Genomic DNA, 18,591 nt, shown 5'->3' with positions numbered 1-18,591 from the left:
GGAATTTCCAAATATATTCTATATTAGTAATAAGAAAAAATATTCAAAATTTTTTTTGAATTAAAAATGAATGAACATTCATTCAATAAATTGTGTAAGGGGGATATAAACTTGGTTCGACAAATACGAAAGGCTGCTGTTCTAGGGTCAGGAGTTATGGGATCAGGGATTGCTGCACACCTTGCTAACATCGGCATTCCGACTTTATTATTGGATATTGTACCTCGTGAACTCACTGAGGATGAAAAGAAAAAGGGACTGACATTAGATAATAAACAAGTGCGTAACCGCATCAGCCAAACGGCGATTACGAAACTTTTAAAACAGAAACCAGCTCCGCTTTCGGCTAAGGGAAACATCGCGTTGATCGAGGCTGGAAACCTGGAAGATGATATAAGTCGTTTAAAGGATGTCGATTGGATCATCGAAGTGGTCGTTGAAAAGCTTGAGGTTAAGCAAAGCGTATTCGCCCAGGTTGATCAGCATCGTAAACCAGGAAGCATCGTTTCATCGAATACATCCGGAATTTCAATCGAAGCGATGGCAGAAGGACGTTCGGAGGACTTTCAAAAGCACTTCCTGGGAACTCACTTCTTCAATCCGCCGCGTTATCTTAAATTGTTGGAAATCATCCCTACTAAGGCAACTTCACCAGAAGTGCTCGAATATATGAAACGATTTGGCGAAGATGTTCTTGGAAAAGGTGTTGTCGAAGCCAAGGATACCCCCAACTTCATCGCAAACCGCATTGGAACTTATGGTTTATTGGTCACTTTGCGGGAAATGCAAAAAGGCGGATACAGTGTCGGTGAGGTCGATTCGGTTACAGGTCCGTTGATCGGAAGGGCAACTAGCGCCACTTTCCGGACACTTGATGTCGTTGGATTGGACACCTTTGCACATGTTGCCAGAAACGTTTATGACCAGGTGGACGGAGAAGAAAAAGAAGTTTTCAAGATACCTGATTTCATGAATGAAATGCTTAAGAATGGGTGGCTTGGAAGCAAGTCAGGACAAGGATTCTTCTTGAAAAAAGGCAAGGAAATCCTTGAACTGAATCCCGAAACCCTTGAATATGCTGCACGAAAAAGATTAAAAACGCCTTCCATCGAAATGGCTAAACAGGCCAAGGGCTTGGATAATAAAATGAAAGCGCTTGTTTATAGTGAAGACCGTGCCGGCCAATTGCTATGGAATGTCCTGAATCCGGCGCTTGTGTATTCTGCCCAGCTGCTTGGGGATATCGCGGATGACATCGTGGCGATCGATCAAGCGATGAAATGGGGATTTGGATGGTCCACAGGCCCATTTGAAACCTGGGATGCGATAGGTGTAGAAAAATCGGCAGCCCGAATGGAAGCGGAAGGCATCACCGTTCCGCAATGGGTTAAGGATATGCTCGCTAAAGGCATCTCATCATTCTATAAAGAAGAAAATGGCATAGTTCACTATTATGATAATGGTGAATATAAAGAGCTTGTCGAAAATCCTAAAGTGATCAATCTTAAAGCGATCAAGAAGCAAAAAGGCGTAATCAAGAAAAACAGTGGCGCAAGCTTGATCGATATCGGCGATGGAGTGGCTCTGCTTGAATTCACTTCGCCGAATAATGCAATCGGTCTGGATATCATACAAATGATCAATGCCGCGGTTGACGAAGCGGAAACGAATTTTAAAGGCCTGGTCATCGGAAACCAAGGAAAGAATTTCTGTGTTGGAGCTAATATTGCAATGATGCTGATGGAAGCGCAGGATGACAATATTTTTGAACTCGATATGGTCATCAGCCAATTCCAACAGGCGATGCTTAAAATTAAGTACAGTGCAGTTCCTGTAGTGGTTGCCCCGTTTAATATGACACTTGGCGGGGGTGCTGAAGTGTCCCTTCCGGCAGCGCGCATCCAGGCAACGACTGAAGCGTATATGGGACTGGTGGAACCTGGTGTCGGCTTGATCCCAGGCGGCGGCGGGACTAAAGAACTTTATGTGAAGACGTTGAGGAATATGCCGAAGGGCGTTGACTTCGACTTACAGAAAGTGGCCAACCAAGTATTTGAAACGGTCGCCATGGCAAAAGTTTCGACCTCCGCCGAGGAAGCGAGAGGGAATAATTTCCTTGATTCAGCTGATGGAATAAGCGTGAATGCAGATCATCAGCTATATGATGCGAAACAGGCGGTACTTTCCATGCATGAACAAGGCTATACCGCTCCAGCCCGCACAAAGATCCCTGTCGTAGGTGAAACTGGATATGCCGCACTGCTATTAGGGGCGGAATCCATGCGCCTTTCAGGATTCTTATCTGAACATGACCTTGTCATAGCCAAAGAGCTGGCATACGTCCTGGCAGGGGGGAAACTCCCATTTGGCACGGAAGTAGATGAACAGTATATCTTGAACCTGGAAAAACAGGCATTCCTAAAACTGATTTCGACTCCGAAATCCCAGGCAAGGATGCAGCACATGCTCGTTAAAGGTAAACCACTCCGTAATTGATGAATAGATGAAGATATGGCCAAAACGAGATCAATAGATCGATAGCTTAAAAATGAGTAAGGGGGATCCTCATGAAAGAAGCGGTAATAGTAGCTGGAGCAAGGACTCCGGTAGGAAGAGCGAAAAAAGGTTCTCTTGCTAGTGTACGCCCTGATGATTTAGGGGCTCTTGTCGTAAAGGAAACGTTAAAGCGTGCAGGGAATTATGAAGGAACGATAGATGACCTGATTATCGGTTGTGCAATGCCTGAAGCGGAACAAGGCTTGAACATGGCGCGTAACATTGGAGCATTGGCGGGATTGCCTTATACAGTACCGGCCATAACGATTAATCGTTACTGTTCAAGCGGGCTGCAAAGTATCGCATATGGAGCGGAAAGGATCATGCTCGGCCAAAGTGATACAGTCATTGCAGGCGGAGCGGAATCCATGAGCCTTTTGCCAATGATGGGCCATGTAACACGTCCGAACGCGAGACTAGCGGAAACGGCACCGGAATATTATATGGGTATGGGGCACACTGCTGAAGCCGTTGCCAAAAAATACGGCATTTCCCGTGACGATCAAGATGCATTTTCTGTTAGAAGTCATCAGAAGGCGGCTAAGGCCATTGCAGAAGGAAAGTTTTCCGATGAAATCGTACCGGTTGACGTTACCCTTCGTTCAGTGGGGCCAGATCTTAAGTTGAAGGAAAAATCATTTACTTTTACACAGGATGAGGGCGTTCGTCCAGGAACGACTGCTGAAGTGCTGAAAAAATTAAGACCTGCATTCTCCGTTACGGGATCCGTAACAGCAGGGAATTCATCACAGACGAGTGATGGTGCAGCCGCGGTCATGGTCATGGACGGGGAAAAGGCTTCTTCCTTGGGGATGAAACCGATGGGTAAGTTCCGTTCCTTTGCTGTAGCAGGAGTACCGCCTGAAATTATGGGCATCGGACCGATTGCAGCCATACCTAAAGCTTTGAAGCTAGCGGGTCTTGAATTATCGGATATTGGTTTATTTGAATTGAATGAAGCCTTTGCTTCCCAATCCATTCAAATCATTCGTGAGCTCGGATTGAATGAAGAGATTGTCAATGTAAATGGCGGAGCCATCGCCCTAGGCCATCCACTAGGATGTTCGGGAGCAAAATTGACATTAAGCCTGCTTCATGAAATGAAGCGCAGAAACCAACAGTTCGGAGTCGTGACAATGTGTATCGGCGGCGGGATGGGTGCTGCCGGAGTGTTTGAATTAATGGCGTAATCCGACCCCTTCCGGAAGCTGTCATGCTTCCGGCGGGTTTACTATCTTAAACACATAGGAGGAAATAACATGTCCAATCAAACTACAGATAACCTCATTAAAGGCGGGGCCTTCTTAATAGAAGATATTACGTATGATCAAGTGTTTACACCGGAAGATTATTCTGATGAGCATAAAATGATTGCCAAAACTTCCGAGGAATTCGTAGTGAATGAAATTCTGCCGCAGGTTGAACATTTAGAAAACCATGAGTTTGACCGTTCCGTTAAATTACTGAAGCATGCAGGTGAAATCGGTTTACTTGGTGCTGATGTTCCTGAGGAATACAGCGGATTGGGTCTCGATAAAATCAGTTCTGCATTGATTACGGAAAAAATGGCACTTGCAGGCGGTTTCGGAATTACGCATGGTGCACATGTAGGTATCGGCTCTTTGCCAATCGTATTATTCGGGAATGAAGACCAAAAGAAAAAATACCTTCCTTTACTTGCAACGGGTGAGAAGATTGCTGCGTATGCCTTAACGGAACCAAGCTCAGGTTCAGATGCCTTGGGAGCAAAAACGACAGCGAAATTGAATGCAGAAGGAACACACTATATTTTAAATGGTGAAAAACAATGGATTACAAATGCAGGTTTTGCAGATGTCTTCTGTGTATACGCCAAAATCGACGGCGAACAATTCTCCGCTTTCATTGTTGAGCGTGATTATAAAGGCGTATCAACTGGGGCTGAAGAAAAGAAAATGGGGATCAAAAGCTCATCTACACGTACTTTAATCCTCGAAGATGTTCATGTACCAGTCGAAAACCTTTTGGGTGTAGCCGGAAAAGGTCATATCATCGCTTTCAATATCCTGAATATCGGCCGCTATAAATTAGGCGTCGGTGCTGTCGGCGGATCTAAACGTGCCCTTGAGATTACAGCTGCTTATACGAATCAACGTCAACAGTTCAAAACGAAAATTTCCGATTTTAACTTGACGAAAGAAAAACTTGCAACAATGGCAGCTAAAATTTATGCAGCAGAAAGTTCTGTATATCGTACGGTTGGCCTTTATGATCAAAGACAAAGCAAATTGACGGATGAGCAAGTGAAAGATGGGAAATCAATGGCGGCTGCAATCGCTGAGTATGCCATTGAATGTTCATTGAATAAATTCTTTGCTTCCGAAGTATTGGATTACGTTACGGACGAAGGCGTACAGCTTCATGGCGGTTATGGTTTCATGCAGGAGTATGAAATTGAAAAAGCATATCGCGATTCCCGTATTAACCGAATCTTTGAAGGTACAAATGAAATCAATAGATTGCTTGTCCCGGGAACATTCCTGAAGAAAGCACTTAAAGGGGAATTGCCGCTACTTCAAAAAGCTCAGGGCCTGCAAGAGGAATTAATGATGATGATGCCGGAAGAACCTGGCGATGAGCCACTGGCACAAGAAAAAATGCTTGTTAGGAACGCTAAGAAAATCGGTATTCTGGCAGCTGGGCTTGCGGCACAGAAATATGGCAAAAATCTTGATCAAGAACAAGAAATCCTCTCCAACATTGCTGATATCGCATCCCTTGCCTATGCAGCTGAATCCGTGGTATTGCGTACGGAAAAAGCAATTGCAGCTACAGGTCTTGAGAAGAACAAACAAAAAGTGCTGTACACTGAAATCTTCGTTCAGGAAGCTTTCAATGAAATAGAACAGCATGCAAAGGAAACGTTAATTGCGGTGGAAACAGGCGATACTCTTCGCATCATGCTTTCGTCGCTCCGTAAGCTGACAAGACACACTCCGATCAATGTCATTGCGAAAAAACGCGAAGCATCCGTCAAAGTAATCGAAACGGAAAAATATGCTCTTTAAGCAATGAGTCAGAATCCGTAAAGGGAATGCCCGTAAAGGCATTCCCTTTATTTCCTTTGATGAAATCGCATTGGAAATTCAAAAGACATTTCGTTGTATTGCGTGGTAAAAACGGGTATTCTATTGATAGGTGGTGAAATGATGGGCTTAACATTATATTGGTACCCAAAATGCGGTACATGCCGTAATGCGAAGAAGTGGCTGGATAATCATGAACTGCAATATGAAGCGATCCATATAGCGGATAATCCCCCTTCGCGAACTGAAATAGAACAACTATATAAAAACAGCAATTTGGAGTTGAAGAAGTTTTTCAATACTAGCGGTCAAAAATATCGGGAGCTGGGCTTAAAGGATAAGCTGAAAGAAGCTTCTGAAGCAGAGATGCTTGATATATTGTCCACAGATGGAATGCTTCTGAAAAGGCCGATTGTTACGGATGGCACCAAAGTGACGGTAGGATTCAAAGAAGAGCAATTCGAACAGGTTTGGAACTGAAATTTCACAAAATATTTGGTTAATTCCTTACTTAAACAAACAATCTACCTTATAATGGAATAGATAAAATAAGATGTACATATGGAGGGTTAATTATGACAACTACACCAAAAGAACTTCGTTACACTAAAGAACATGAATGGGTCAAAACGGAAGATGGAACAGTGCGCATTGGAATTACGGCATTCGCACAGTCCGAGCTAGGGGACATCGTATTCGTTGAGCTTCCGGAAATCGGCGATGAATTGAAAGCGAACGAACCATTTGGAAGCGTTGAATCCGTTAAGACCGTTTCTGAGCTTTATGCACCTATCAGTGGCAAGGTTGTTGAAGTGAACGAAGATTTAAGTGACAACCCTGAATATGTAAATGAGTCTCCTTATGAAAAGGCATGGATGGTCGTGCTTGAACCATCTAATAGCAGTGATATTGAAAACTTGATGAGCGCTGAAGAGTATGAGAGTTTAATCAACGGTTAAAAAAGAAAGGAGAGGGGGGACTGAAAAGGCCTGCTCTCTTTTTCATTTGTACAGTGGGTGAGTTGCGCACATAATTCGTGAGATGGAGTGATGACATGGAGTGGGGCGAATTCGATAAAGTGATCATTGTAGAAGGCAGTTCCGATAAAAGAAAAGTTGCCTCCGTTTTAAATGAAGATGTGGAAATAAGATGTACGAATGGGACCATATCATTAACTAAGCTGGATGAATTAGTGGATGAATTGATGGACCGTGATGTTTATCTCCTTTTTGACGCAGATGAATCAGGAGAAAAGCTGCGGAAGCAGTTCCGAAGGGAAATGCCGGAAGCGAACCACCTGTATATTAATAAAATGTACAAAGAAGTGGAGAGCTCACCCGAACATCATATCGCAACTGTGCTCCTATCTGCCAATATGAATGTGAAAATGAAATTTTTAAGTCAAAGGGTGAACGACTAATTGATGCAGGAATGGAAAGAAGAAGAGTGTAAGCTTGCTGTTGAAAATGGGGAAACCTTTTGCTTATATTTATATACACCTTTATGCGGAACCTGTCAGGTGGCCTCCAAGATGCTGACGATATCCTTGGAGCTTTTCCCCGAATTGAAGGCAGGCAAAATGAATATGAACTATATCCAAGCAATTGCCGAATCATATGAAATCGAAAGTGTTCCTTGCTTATTGCTTTTCAAAGAAGGGCAGCTGCACAAAAAAATATATGCCTTTCAATCCGTTCCTTATTTGTACGGATTGCTTAAGGAAATCAGTTAGGAAACCAATCAGAACCGCGGTTGGTTTTCTTTGTTGCTGACATTTGAATGAGAGCAGGAAATAAACAAAGAATATTCTAACAATTCATTGACTGATTTAATCTAAAATGCTATATTTTGAATTAAGTAATGGCAGAATTTAATAGTTCTTATCAAGAGTGGCGGAGGGACTGGCCCGACGAAGCCCGGCAACCGGTATAAATTTTTATATACGGTGCTAATTCCAGCAGAGTGTTGGCTCTGGTAGATGAGGTGTGTTCTTGAAACCTCTTCTTATTGAAGTGGTTTTTTTGTTTATAAAAAGCCAGATTTCATATAAATCCAACTAAATCCATAGAAAAAGGTGAAATTAAATGTCAGAGAAAAAGTTACGTTTTGAAACATTGAGTGTTCATGGCGGTCTGCAAGCTGATGAAACAGGTGTCCGTGCCGTTCCTATCTACCAAAGCAATGCATACTTGTTCAAGGACACCAACCATGCAGCAAATTTATTTGGCCTGAAGGAGAATGGCTATATATATTCACGGCTTCATAATCCCACGGTCAGCGTTTTTGAGGAAAGAATGGCCTTATTGGAAGGCGGTATCGGCGGATTGGCAACGGCAAGCGGAATGGCCGCCATCTCACTTTCAATCCTGAATATTGCTGCTGCAGGGGATGAGATTGTTTCAGCCTCTACATTATATGGCGGTACGTATAACCTTTTCGAAAACACTCTTCCTAAATATGGGATCAAAGTGAAGTTCGTTTCTCCCGATGACCCTGAGAATTTCAAAAGGGCGATTACACCAAGAACTAAAGCCATTTTTGCTGAAACGATCGGAAATCCAAGTTTGAGGGTGCTCGATATTGAAGCGGTAGCGGAAATCGCCCACGAAGCCGGCATACCTTTAATCATTGATAATACCTTCGCGACACCATATCTTTGCAGACCAATTGATTTTGGAGCGGATATTGTCATCCATTCCGCTACAAAATGGCTTCTTGGAAATGGAACGACGCTAGGCGGTGTCATCGTGGATGGAGGGAAATTCGATTGGAACTCGCCGAACTATCCTGGCTTCACGGAGCCTGACCCAAGTTACGACGGTCTGGTATACGCCGAGGCAGTTGGCCCTGCCGCATTCATAACGAAAGCCCGGGTCCAGTTACTCCGTGATTTGGGCCCTGCGCTAAGTGCCCAAAGTGCATTCCAGTTTACGCTTGGACTTGAAACGCTGCATGTAAGAATGAAAGAGCATCTATCAAACACCAAGTCTGTCATTCAATATTTAAAAAACCATCCTGCCGTGACCTGGGTTTCACATCCTGGTGATGAGGAACATCCCGATAAAGCCCTTGCGGATAAATATTTGCCAAAGGGAGCTGGATCTGTCGTCACATTTGGGATTCAAGGTAATCGCGAAGCTGGGGCAAAACTTATCAATTCGGTGGAATTATGGTCCCATGTGGCGAATGTAGGGGATGCGAAGAGCTTGATCATCCACCCAGCAAGTACGACCCATCAACAATTGAATGAGGCGGGTCTTGCGAAAGCGGGTGTAAGTGCCGATCAAGTCCGTTTATCGATTGGGATTGAAAATGTAGACGACTTAATAGAAGATTTGGAGCAGGCAATTGAAAAGGCGACGAACATCGTCTCCTTGACTTCCAAAACGCTTTAAGCAAAGTTCCTGTTCATTCTTGTACTAGAAATAATATACATTGCGCTCCTTTTTTATCTATGTTAAAATTTCTCCATACTAAAGAACTTAATGATGTACAAATATTCTATATATTAGCTCTTATCAAGAGAGGTGGAGGGATGTGCCCGATGAAACCCGGCAACCGACAAGGAGATTTCCTTGGAAAGGTGCCAATTCACACAAAGTTTAATCACTTTGGAAGATGAGAGGAAGGCCTGTTTCTTCACCTGCCTTTCTGCTCATGCAGAAAGGTTTTTTCTATTTTAATTGGGAAAACATTTACATGATAGGAGAAACAGACTAATAATGTAGAGAAATCAACTAAGTTCATAGGTTTTATTGGATAAAAGAGGTGAGGGTTAATGATTACTTTGACGAAAGTCAGTAAGCTGTTCCGAACAGGAAAAGGAAACAGTGAGACGATCAAGGCTGTAAATAATGTGAATGTTGAAATAAATAAAGGCGAGATTTTCGGGATCATCGGTTACAGTGGAGCGGGGAAAAGTACTTTGATCAGAATGCTCAATGGATTGGAAACACCGACAGAGGGATCCGTTGTGGTGGCTGAAAAGGAAATTTCAAAAATTAAAGGGGCTCAGCTCCGTAAGGCCCGTCAAGAAATCAGCATGATTTTCCAGCATTTCAATCTATTATGGTCAAGGACCGTTCAGGAGAATATATCTTTCCCGTTGGAAATTGCAGGTATTTCTAAACCTGAACGCACCAAGCGTGTGAACGAATTGATCAAGTTAGTCGGACTTGAAGGCAGGGAAAAGGCCTATCCTTCGCAATTAAGCGGAGGGCAAAAGCAAAGGGTGGGAATAGCCAGGGCTCTTGCAAATGACCCTAAAGTGCTGCTGTGTGATGAAGCGACTTCTGCATTGGATCCGCAGACTACCGACTCCATACTCGAATTGCTTGTTGACATCAATCAGCGTTTGGGATTGACGATCGTCTTGATTACGCATGAAATGCATGTAATACGTAAAATCTGCCATCGCGTCGCCGTGATGGAAAGCGGGCAGGTTGTTGAACAGGGTCCTGTCCTGGATGTCTTCAAGAATCCTAAAGAACAAATGACGAAGCGTTTCGTGCAACAGGTAACGGAACCGGAAGAAACGAAAGAAACGATGGACCATTTGCTCGAACGCTACCCAGCCGGCAAAGTGATTCAATTGACCTTTGTAGGTGATCATGCAGAAAGCCCATTGATCACCAAGCTTGTACGTAACTTCGAGTTGGATGTCAATATCGTTCAAGGTAAGATATCCCAAACAAGAAGCGGTTCATATGGAACATTGTTTATCCATCTAGATGGCAAAGAGGATGAAATGCTCCGCGCAATCGAATTCATTAGAGCACAGCAGGTAGGCGTGGAGGTGATTACTCATGCTTGAAGAATTATTGCCGAATGTTGATTGGGAAGACATCATTGAAGCTACGAAAGAAACGCTTTACATGACAAGCGTCTCTGTAGTGGCAACCTTTTTTATAGGCATAATACTAGGATTGATCCTTTTCCTGACAGGGAAGGGTAATATGTGGCAAAACCGGGCTGTTAACGGAGTCATGAGTGCTGTCGTCAATATATTCCGTTCCATTCCATTTCTTATTTTGATCGTGCTGCTCATTCCTTTCACTAAAGCGCTTGTCGGTTCCATGATCGGTGAGAACGCTGCACTGCCGGCACTTATTATCGGTGCTGCCCCATTTTATGCGCGTATGGTTGAAATCGGCCTTCGTGAAATCGATAAAGGTGTAATTGAAGCCGCTAAATCGATGGGGGCAAAAACGAGCACGATCATTTGGAAGGTCCTTCTTCCAGAGTCGATGCCTGCCCTTATTTCCGGGATTACGGTAACATCGATTGCATTGGTTGGATATACCGCAATGGCCGGGGTCATCGGCGCTGGCGGGCTTGGTAACCTAGCCTATTTGGACGGCTATCAAAGAAATCAAAATGACGTTACGCTTGTAGCGACAATCGTTATTCTAATTATCGTCTTCATAATTCAAATTATTGGAGATGTGATTACATCTAAATTGGACAAAAGATAAAGGGAGATGAATAGGATGAAAAAGTTTTTAGGATTTGCATTAATCTTAGTGTTATCTATCGCTTTGGCTGCTTGTGGAAGTGAAAAGGATAAAAGCGGCAGCGATACGGATAAAGAATCGAAGAAAATAGTTGTAGGGGCATCCAATGTTCCTCATGCAGAAATCCTTGAGAAAGCTAAACCGCTTCTTAAAGAAAAAGGAATCGATTTGGAAATTGAAACGTTCCAGGACTATGTTTTACCGAATAAGGCGTTGAATGATAAGGAATTGGATGCTAACTACTTTCAACACATTCCATATTTAGAGGGGCAAATTAAAGAAAATGGATATGACTTCGTCAATGCTGGCGGAATCCATATCGAGCCGATTGCTCTATATTCACAAAAATATAAAAGCATTGATAAACTTCCGGAAGGCGCAACAATTATTATGAGCAGCTCTGTTGCTGATCATGGACGCGCTTTATCCCTTTTGGAAAAGAATGGCCTGATCACTTTGAAAGAAGGCATCGATAAAACGACGGCTACAACGAAAGACATCGTTGAAAATAAGAAAAACCTTAAATTCGATGCAGATTATGAAGCGGCCCTGCTTCCTAAAATTTATGAGAGCGGCGAAGGCGATGCAGTCTTGATCAACTCCAACTATGCAATTGACGCCGGTTTGAATCCGCTTGAAGATTCAATTGCGATTGAAGATTCCGAATCACCTTATGTGAATGTCATTGCCGTAAACAAAGGTGACGAAAATAAAGAAGCAATCAAAGCGCTTGTAGAAGTATTGCATTCTAAAAAAATTCAAGATTTCATTCTTAAAGAATACAAAGGTGCAGTTGTACCGGCGGATAAATAATTCGAGAATGGCGACCTGATTTAATTCAGGTCGCAGTTTAAAAAGGTTTCGGAATGGTCTCATTCCGAAACCTTTTTTTTTATTGGATTTGAATCATAATAGCCCTCTACATTTGTTATTGAGTGCCGATGGGCAGGGATAACAACCAAAACGCTCATATTACACATAGCCATGGTTGCGGAATCTGCGTCAACAGCTTCAGGTTTTATTCATGTATGCTTCAGCAGACAGTAACGGATTTGTGTTGGGACGATAGTAACACCCGGAAATACTCGATTAAGAGCCTCTGATTGAACAAATGATTAATAAAGCTGCCGAACTTAGTGAAGTGAAGCACTTTATCACGGAAATCCTAACCGGCATTGAACGGAATATAGAATGTAGGTGAAAGTGATTCTATCTGATTGTGTAGTCTTAGTGGATTGGAGCGGGTGTTCGAGACTCCTGCGGGAAAAGCGAGTCAAGGGGAGACCCGCAGGCGCAAAAGCGCCGAGGAGGCTTCCGGACCGCCCGCGGAAAGCGAGTGCCTGAAGTGGAAAGTAACGTTCAAATTTGGAAAACCTAAAAATCTAAAAAACTGTAGACAAACTAAAAATTATGAGCGACGCATTATGTAAAAGCTGAACGGACAAACCAGCTCGCTATAATGATGATCCAGGTTGTTTCAGTCTGGGGCTTAATTTAATTCCTTTCATGTTTAATCAGGAAAGGAGAGGGTATAGAGATAATGAAGGTAAAAAAAAGATACACAAATTTGAAAGGATGGTTCACTATCAATACTCTGGATTTAAATGTAACAAGCGAAATGGAAAAGGCGATGCAGTCTTCACATGGGATTGGCTACAGTGAGTACAGTAGAGACTTAGACCTCCGTATCGAGGTTGAGAAAGAACGGGATAGGGAACATGTAAAGTGCAACAAAATGGTCCAGGACCTACAACGCAAAATTCACGGCTAAGCATATAAAAGAATTCTTTAAAAGATCGGCCTGTAGAGGTAAAATGGAAAGTGGTCCATAAAATAAGGGTTTCCTTATTGGATAAACTTACATAATACCTGACAGTCCGATTTTTTTCTTTTTAAGCGGAACGTTCGTACCTTGCAATCGAATCCTTTGAACATATAGTAATAAGGACGAAGATTTGCCGAATAATAAGATAATTTTAACAAAAGCTAAAATAAGTATGAATATGCAGTAAACAGGCCATATCTGTTAGTATTGTAAGAATAGGACAGGTTTTTAACATGGCCGAAGTGGAAACCCCTATCTATTTAGTTGATTCCAAATTGGATTTGTTATAAAATTGGAATGAGAATAAAGTGAGAATGCTTTTACGGAAATTATAGTAATGAAAGTAATCTTTACTTTCTGGTAATAAAATTGGAATTAGTTCACGGAGGTATTATTATGTCAGCTTCTACATTAACGGTTAAAGATCTGCACGTATCAATTGAAGGCAAAGAGATTTTAAAAGGGGTAAACCTTGAAGTTAAAGGTGGGGAAATCCATGCGATCATGGGACCAAATGGAACTGGTAAATCAACTTTATCATCAGCAATCATGGGTCACCCTAAATATGAGGTAACTAGCGGAAGCATCACATTCGATGGTGAAGATGTATTGGAGATGGAAGTAGACGAGCGCGCTCGTGTCGGTCTATTCCTTGCTATGCAATATCCAAGTGAAATCAGCGGTGTTACAAATGCAGACTTCTTACGTTCTTCCATTAACGCACGCCGTGAAGAAGGCGATGAAATTTCATTGATGAAATTCATCCGTCAAATGGACAAAAAAATGGAATTCCTTGAAATGGATGAAGATATGGCGCAACGCTATTTAAATGAAGGTTTCTCAGGCGGAGAGAAAAAACGCAACGAGATTCTTCAATTAATGATGATCCAACCTAAAATTGCAATCTTGGATGAGATTGATTCAGGTCTAGATATCGATGCACTTAAAGTCGTTTCAAAAGGAATCAACGAAATGCGCGGAGAAGACTTTGGGTGCTTGATCATCACTCACTACCAACGTCTATTAAATTACATCACTCCTGATTTTGTACATGTAATGATGCAAGGGCGTGTCGTAAAATCAGGCGGTCCTGAACTTGCTGCCCGCTTGGAAGCGGAAGGTTATGACTGGATTAAACAAGAATTGGGCATTGAAGACGAAACTGTTGGCGAAGAAGCGTAAGTAGGAGGATTTGCAATGACTACAGAAACGAAATTACCGTTTGAACAAGAGGATATAAGCTCCTATTCAACTAAAAATAATGATCCAGCTTGGCTATCCGAGCTTCGGATTCAAGCGTTTTCTGAATTAGAAAAGCTCCCGATGCCAAAGCCGGATAAAACGAAAATCGATAAATGGAATTTCACTTCTTTCCAAACTCATACGGTTGAGAGTGAAGCTTTTGCCTCTTTAGAGGAGCTTCCGGAAGAAATTAAGTCCATCATTGAAGAAAATGAAAACTTATACATCCAACGCAATAATACGCCGGCACATATCAATCTGTCAGCAAATGTGAAAGAACAAGGCGTCATTTTTACGGATATTTTATCAGCGGCTCGCGATCATGCTGAGCTTGTGCAAAAATATTTCATGAAAGACGGCGTTAAAATAGATGAGCATCGTTTAACGGCGCTTCATGCTGCATTGGTTAATGGGGGAGCATTCCTTTATGTTCCGAAAAATGTAGAAATCAAAGAGCCGATTCAATCGGTATTCCTTCTGGATAATCCGGATACTACACTTTTCAACCATGTCTTGATCGTAGCTGAAGATAATAGCTCTGTCACATATGTAGAGAACTATTTCTCAACCGTTGAGTCTAACGAAGGTGTTGCCAACATCGTAACTGAAGTATTTGCAAATGCGAATGCCAAAGTCCAATATGGTGCGGTCGATACCCTTTCAAAAGGCTTCACGACATATGTTAACCGCCGTGGAGTGGCAGGACGTGACGCACGTATTGAGTGGGCGCTTGGCCTGATGAACGACGGAAATACGATTTCAGATAATACAACATATCTAATGGGCGATGGCTCTCACGGTGATACAAAAACCGTTGTAGTCGGACGCGGGGAACAAAAGCAGAACTTCACGACAGCCATCATTCATTATGGCAAACGCTCTGAGGGTTATATCCTTAAGCACGGTGTCATGAAAGAATCCGCATCCTCCATTTTTAATGGCATTGGGAAAATAGAGTATGGTGCTACAAAGGCCAATGCGGAACAAGAGTCACGTGTATTGATGTTAAGTGAAAAAGCACGCGGAGACGCCAATCCGATCCTCTTGATCGATGAAGATGATGTAACGGCTGGTCATGCTGCTTCAGTCGGCCGTGTCGACCCGCTTCAACTGTATTATTTAATGAGCCGTGGTATTACAAAGAAAGAAGCAGAAAGACTTGTCATTCACGGATTCTTGGCCCCTGTTGTTAACGAGCTTCCAATTGAGGGAGTCAAAAAACAATTAGTAGCGGTCATTGAAAGGAAAGTACAGTAATGAACCCATACGAAATTCGTAAGCTTTTTCCAATATTAGATCAAGAAGTCAATGGTCAGCCATTAGTTTATTTAGATAGTGCTGCAACCTCTCAAAAACCGGCTGCAGTGATTGAAGCGATTGAGCAATATTACCGCGGCTATAACTCGAATGTTCACCGCGGGGTGCATACACTAGGAACAAAAGCTACGGATGCGTATGAAGGTGCTCGTGAAAAGGTACGTAAATTCATTAATGCTTCTTCTACAGAAGAAATCATCTTTACCAGAGGCACAACGACTGCTTTAAATACTGTAGCAAGAAGTTACGGTGGTGCAAATATTAAAGAGGGTGACGAAATCGTCATCTCTTACATGGAGCATCACAGTAATATCATTCCGTGGCAGCAGCTTGCCAAAGAAAAAGGCGCTGTATTGAAGTATATTCCGCTTCAGGAAGATGGCACGATTTCCGTTGACGATGCGAGGGCTACAATTACGGAAGCAACGAAAATCGTGTCCATCATGCAGGTTTCGAATGTGCTTGGCGTTATCAATCCTGTGAAGGAAATCGCCCAAATTGCCCATGATCACAATGCTGTGATGGTAGTCGACGGGGCACAAAGCACGCCGCATCTAAAAGTGGATGTCCGTGATTTGGATTGTGATTTCTTTGCCTTCTCAGGTCATAAAATGGTCGGTCCAACAGGCATCGGCGCATTATATGGCAAGAAAGATCTTCTGGAAAAAATGGAACCGATCGAATTCGGCGGAGAGATGATTGATTTTGTAGGTTTGTATGAGTCTACATGGAAAGAACTCCCGTGGAAATTCGAAGGCGGTACCCCAATCATCGCCGGCGCCATCGGCATGGGGGCTGCCATTGATTTCTTGGAGGAAATCGGTTTGGATAATATTGAACGGCATGAACATAAGCTCGCCGCTTATGCAATGGAGAAAATGTCAGCAGTTGAAGGGCTGACCATTTACGGTCCTAAAGATGCAGAAAAGCGTGCTGGTGTAATAACCTTTAATATTGATGACGTACATCCACATGATGTCGCTACCGTTCTTGATGCAGATGGAATTGCTGTCCGTGCCGGTCACCACTGCGCACAGCCATTAATGAAATGGCTTGACGTATCAGCGACAGCAAGAGCAAGTTTCTATCTATATAACACGGAAGAAGATATTGATAAGCTTGTGTCCGGGCTTGTTAAAACGAAGGAGTATTTCAGTAATGTCTTTTGATAACCTTGATACACTTTACCGTCAAGTCATTATGGATCACTATAAGAAACCTCGTAATAAGGGCATGCTAGAAGATGGAAGCATGACAATCGATATGAATAATCCAACTTGCGGCGATCGGATTCGTTTAACGATGAAGATTGAAGACGGCAAGGTCAGCGATGTTAAATTCGATGGTGATGGTTGTTCGATATCGATGAGTTCGGCTTCCATGATGACGCAAGCCATTAAGGGCAAAGACGTTGATACTGCCCTAGCGATGTCCGAGACTTTTTCCTTAATGATTCAGGGAAAAGAATACGACGATGAGATGGACCTTGGGGATATTGAAGCCCTTCAGGGTGTTTCTAAATTTCCTGCCCGAATCAAGTGTGCTACCCTAGCTTGGAAAGCCATGGAAAAGGGATTGAAGGAATAATTAAATTAAAATGAGCTGTTGTAATTCAGCCATTTGAAATGGAGGAATACGAGCTATGGCAAAGAAAATGCCTGATATCGGCGATTATAAATATGGCTTTGCGGATAAAGATGTTTCCATCTTCCGTTCAAAGCGTGGTCTGACAAAAGAAATCGTGGAAGAAATTTCTCGAATGAAGGATGAACCGCAATGGATGCTTGATTTCCGTTTGAAATCATTGGAGCATTTCTACAACATGCCAATGCCTCAATGGGGCGGCGACATGCAGAGCCTGAACTTCGATGAAATCACATACTATGTTAAGCCATCAGAGAAATCAGAGAAGTCTTGGGATGAAGTTCCTGATGAAATCAAACAGACTTTTGATAAATTGGGAATTCCTGAAGCCGAACAAAAATACCTTGCCGGTGTATCTGCCCAATATGAATCTGAAGTGGTTTACCATAGCATGAAAGTAGAATTGGAAGACTTGGGTATCGTGTTTAAAGATACGGACTCAGCACTTCGTGAAAATGAAGATATCTTCCGTGAGCATTTCGGGAAAACGATCCCGCCTACTGACAATAAATTCTCTGCATTGAACTCGGCAGTTTGGTCAGGTGGATCATTCATCTATGTACCAAAAGGCGTTAAAGTGGATACTCCGCTCCAAGCTTATTTCCGGATCAACTCTGAAAACATGGGGCAATTCGAACGTACGCTAATCATTGTTGATGAAGGCGCATCCGTTCACTATGTAGAAGGTTGTACAGCTCCTGTTTATACAACTAACTCCCTTCATAGTGCGGTTGTTGAGATTGTTATCAAGAAAGATGCTTACTGCCGTTACACGACGATCCAAAACTGGGCAAACAACGTGTTTAACCTGGTTACGAAACGTGCGGTTTGTGATGCTAATGCAACAATGGAATGGATTGATGGTAATATCGGTTCGAAATTGACAATGAAATATCCTGCTGTCATCTTAAAAGGTGAAGGCGCTCGCGGTATGACATTATCGATTGCCATAGCAGGTAAAGGCCAACACCAAGACGCGGGAGCGAAAATGATTCACCTAGCGCCAAATACATCTTCAACGATTGTATCTAAATCAATTTCTAAACAGGGCGGTAAAGTAACATACCGTGGTATCGTTCATTTTGGACGTAAAGCGGATGGAGCTCGTTCCAACATTGAATGTGATACATTAATCATGGATAATCAGTCTACATCTGATACGATCCCTTACAATGAAATCTTGAATGATAATATTTCCCTTGAACACGAAGCGAAGGTTTCCAAAGTATCTGAAGAACAATTGTTCTACTTGATGAGCCGCGGAATTTCTGAGCAAGAAGCAACGGAAATGATCGTAATGGGCTTCATCGAACCATTTACAAAAGAACTTCCAATGGAATATGCGGTTGAAATGAACCGTCTGATCAAGTTCGAAATGGAAGGCTCCATCGGATAATAACCGACTGGCCTGCCTGTAAGGCGATTTAGA

The 18,591-nt window shown here is 42.7% G+C and carries 17 protein-coding genes and 2 riboswitches; all 17 genes read left to right on the top strand.

Annotated features, from left to right (window positions below):
- Positions 1–111: 111 nt before the first annotated feature.
- Entirely contained in the window at positions 112–2,496 is a 2,385-nt protein-coding gene (locus AC0VX1_RS24830) for a 3-hydroxyacyl-CoA dehydrogenase/enoyl-CoA hydratase family protein (RefSeq protein WP_475469471.1), read from the top strand.
- 71 nt (positions 2,497–2,567) lie between these two features.
- The gene (locus AC0VX1_RS24825; protein WP_048688201.1) at positions 2,568–3,746 is read left to right on the top strand and encodes an acetyl-CoA C-acetyltransferase; all 1,179 of its coding nucleotides are present in this window, start codon (positions 2,568–2,570) and stop codon (positions 3,744–3,746) included.
- A 69-nt stretch (positions 3,747–3,815) separates the two neighbouring features.
- A complete protein-coding gene (locus AC0VX1_RS24820; protein WP_057278067.1) occupies positions 3,816–5,603 on the top strand; it encodes an acyl-CoA dehydrogenase family protein in 1,788 nt (595 codons plus the stop codon).
- A 141-nt stretch (positions 5,604–5,744) separates the two neighbouring features.
- Complete coding sequence (locus AC0VX1_RS24815; protein WP_034310119.1) at positions 5,745–6,101, top strand: arsenate reductase family protein; 357 nt, start codon at positions 5,745–5,747, stop codon at positions 6,099–6,101.
- A gap of 95 nt (positions 6,102–6,196) precedes the next feature.
- Positions 6,197–6,580 carry a glycine cleavage system protein GcvH gene (gene gcvH, locus AC0VX1_RS24810; protein WP_034310122.1) on the top strand — a complete coding sequence of 128 codons (384 nt, stop codon included), beginning with the start codon at positions 6,197–6,199 and terminating at the stop codon, positions 6,578–6,580.
- Between the two features lie 95 nt (positions 6,581–6,675).
- Positions 6,676–7,041 carry a toprim domain-containing protein gene (locus AC0VX1_RS24805; RefSeq protein WP_057278065.1) on the top strand — a complete coding sequence of 122 codons (366 nt, stop codon included), beginning with the start codon at positions 6,676–6,678 and terminating at the stop codon, positions 7,039–7,041.
- Positions 7,042–7,044: 3 nt separating this feature from the next.
- A complete protein-coding gene (locus AC0VX1_RS24800; protein WP_053537408.1) occupies positions 7,045–7,353 on the top strand; it encodes a thioredoxin family protein in 309 nt (102 codons plus the stop codon).
- Positions 7,354–7,498: 145 nt separating this feature from the next.
- Positions 7,499–7,606: riboswitch (SAM riboswitch) on the top strand.
- 99 nt (positions 7,607–7,705) lie between these two features.
- On the top strand, positions 7,706–9,016 hold the full coding sequence (locus AC0VX1_RS24795; protein ID WP_475469468.1) for an O-acetylhomoserine aminocarboxypropyltransferase/cysteine synthase family protein: 1,311 nt from the start codon (positions 7,706–7,708) through the stop codon (positions 9,014–9,016).
- Between the two features lie 117 nt (positions 9,017–9,133).
- Positions 9,134–9,246: riboswitch (SAM riboswitch) on the top strand.
- Between the two features lie 153 nt (positions 9,247–9,399).
- On the top strand, positions 9,400–10,434 hold the full coding sequence (locus AC0VX1_RS24790; protein ID WP_057278064.1) for a methionine ABC transporter ATP-binding protein: 1,035 nt from the start codon (positions 9,400–9,402) through the stop codon (positions 10,432–10,434).
- Complete coding sequence (locus tag AC0VX1_RS24785) at positions 10,427–11,095, top strand: methionine ABC transporter permease (protein ID WP_034310130.1); 669 nt, start codon at positions 10,427–10,429, stop codon at positions 11,093–11,095. The genes AC0VX1_RS24790 and AC0VX1_RS24785 overlap by 8 nt, the downstream gene beginning before the upstream one ends.
- Positions 11,096–11,110: 15 nt before the next feature.
- A complete protein-coding gene (locus AC0VX1_RS24780) occupies positions 11,111–11,947 on the top strand; it encodes a MetQ/NlpA family ABC transporter substrate-binding protein (RefSeq protein WP_413007992.1) in 837 nt (278 codons plus the stop codon).
- A 727-nt stretch (positions 11,948–12,674) separates the two neighbouring features.
- Positions 12,675–12,905 carry a YuzK family famiily protein gene (locus tag AC0VX1_RS24775; RefSeq protein WP_096339331.1) on the top strand — a complete coding sequence of 77 codons (231 nt, stop codon included), beginning with the start codon at positions 12,675–12,677 and terminating at the stop codon, positions 12,903–12,905.
- A 450-nt stretch (positions 12,906–13,355) separates the two neighbouring features.
- A complete protein-coding gene (sufC, locus tag AC0VX1_RS24770; RefSeq protein WP_148358289.1) occupies positions 13,356–14,141 on the top strand; it encodes a Fe-S cluster assembly ATPase SufC in 786 nt (261 codons plus the stop codon).
- Between the two features lie 15 nt (positions 14,142–14,156).
- Entirely contained in the window at positions 14,157–15,458 is a 1,302-nt protein-coding gene (sufD, locus tag AC0VX1_RS24765) for a Fe-S cluster assembly protein SufD (protein WP_034310144.1), read from the top strand.
- Positions 15,458–16,687: a cysteine desulfurase gene (locus AC0VX1_RS24760; protein WP_048688225.1), complete on the top strand. Its 1,230-nt coding sequence runs from the start codon at positions 15,458–15,460 to the stop codon at positions 16,685–16,687. The genes sufD and AC0VX1_RS24760 overlap by 1 nt, the downstream gene beginning before the upstream one ends.
- Positions 16,677–17,105, top strand: a complete 429-nt coding sequence (gene sufU, locus AC0VX1_RS24755; RefSeq protein ID WP_034310148.1) for a Fe-S cluster assembly sulfur transfer protein SufU — start codon at positions 16,677–16,679, stop codon at positions 17,103–17,105. Before AC0VX1_RS24760 ends, sufU begins: the two co-directional genes overlap by 11 nt.
- Before the next feature lie 55 nt (positions 17,106–17,160).
- Positions 17,161–18,558 (top strand): Fe-S cluster assembly protein SufB, encoded by a 1,398-nt coding sequence (gene sufB / locus AC0VX1_RS24750; protein WP_053536753.1) that lies wholly within the window; start codon positions 17,161–17,163, stop codon positions 18,556–18,558.
- Positions 18,559–18,591 lie beyond the last annotated feature (33 nt).

Source organism: Peribacillus sp. QJM3NY_7 (assembly GCF_056173225.1).
This window is presented reverse-complemented; position numbering and strand designations above follow the sequence as displayed.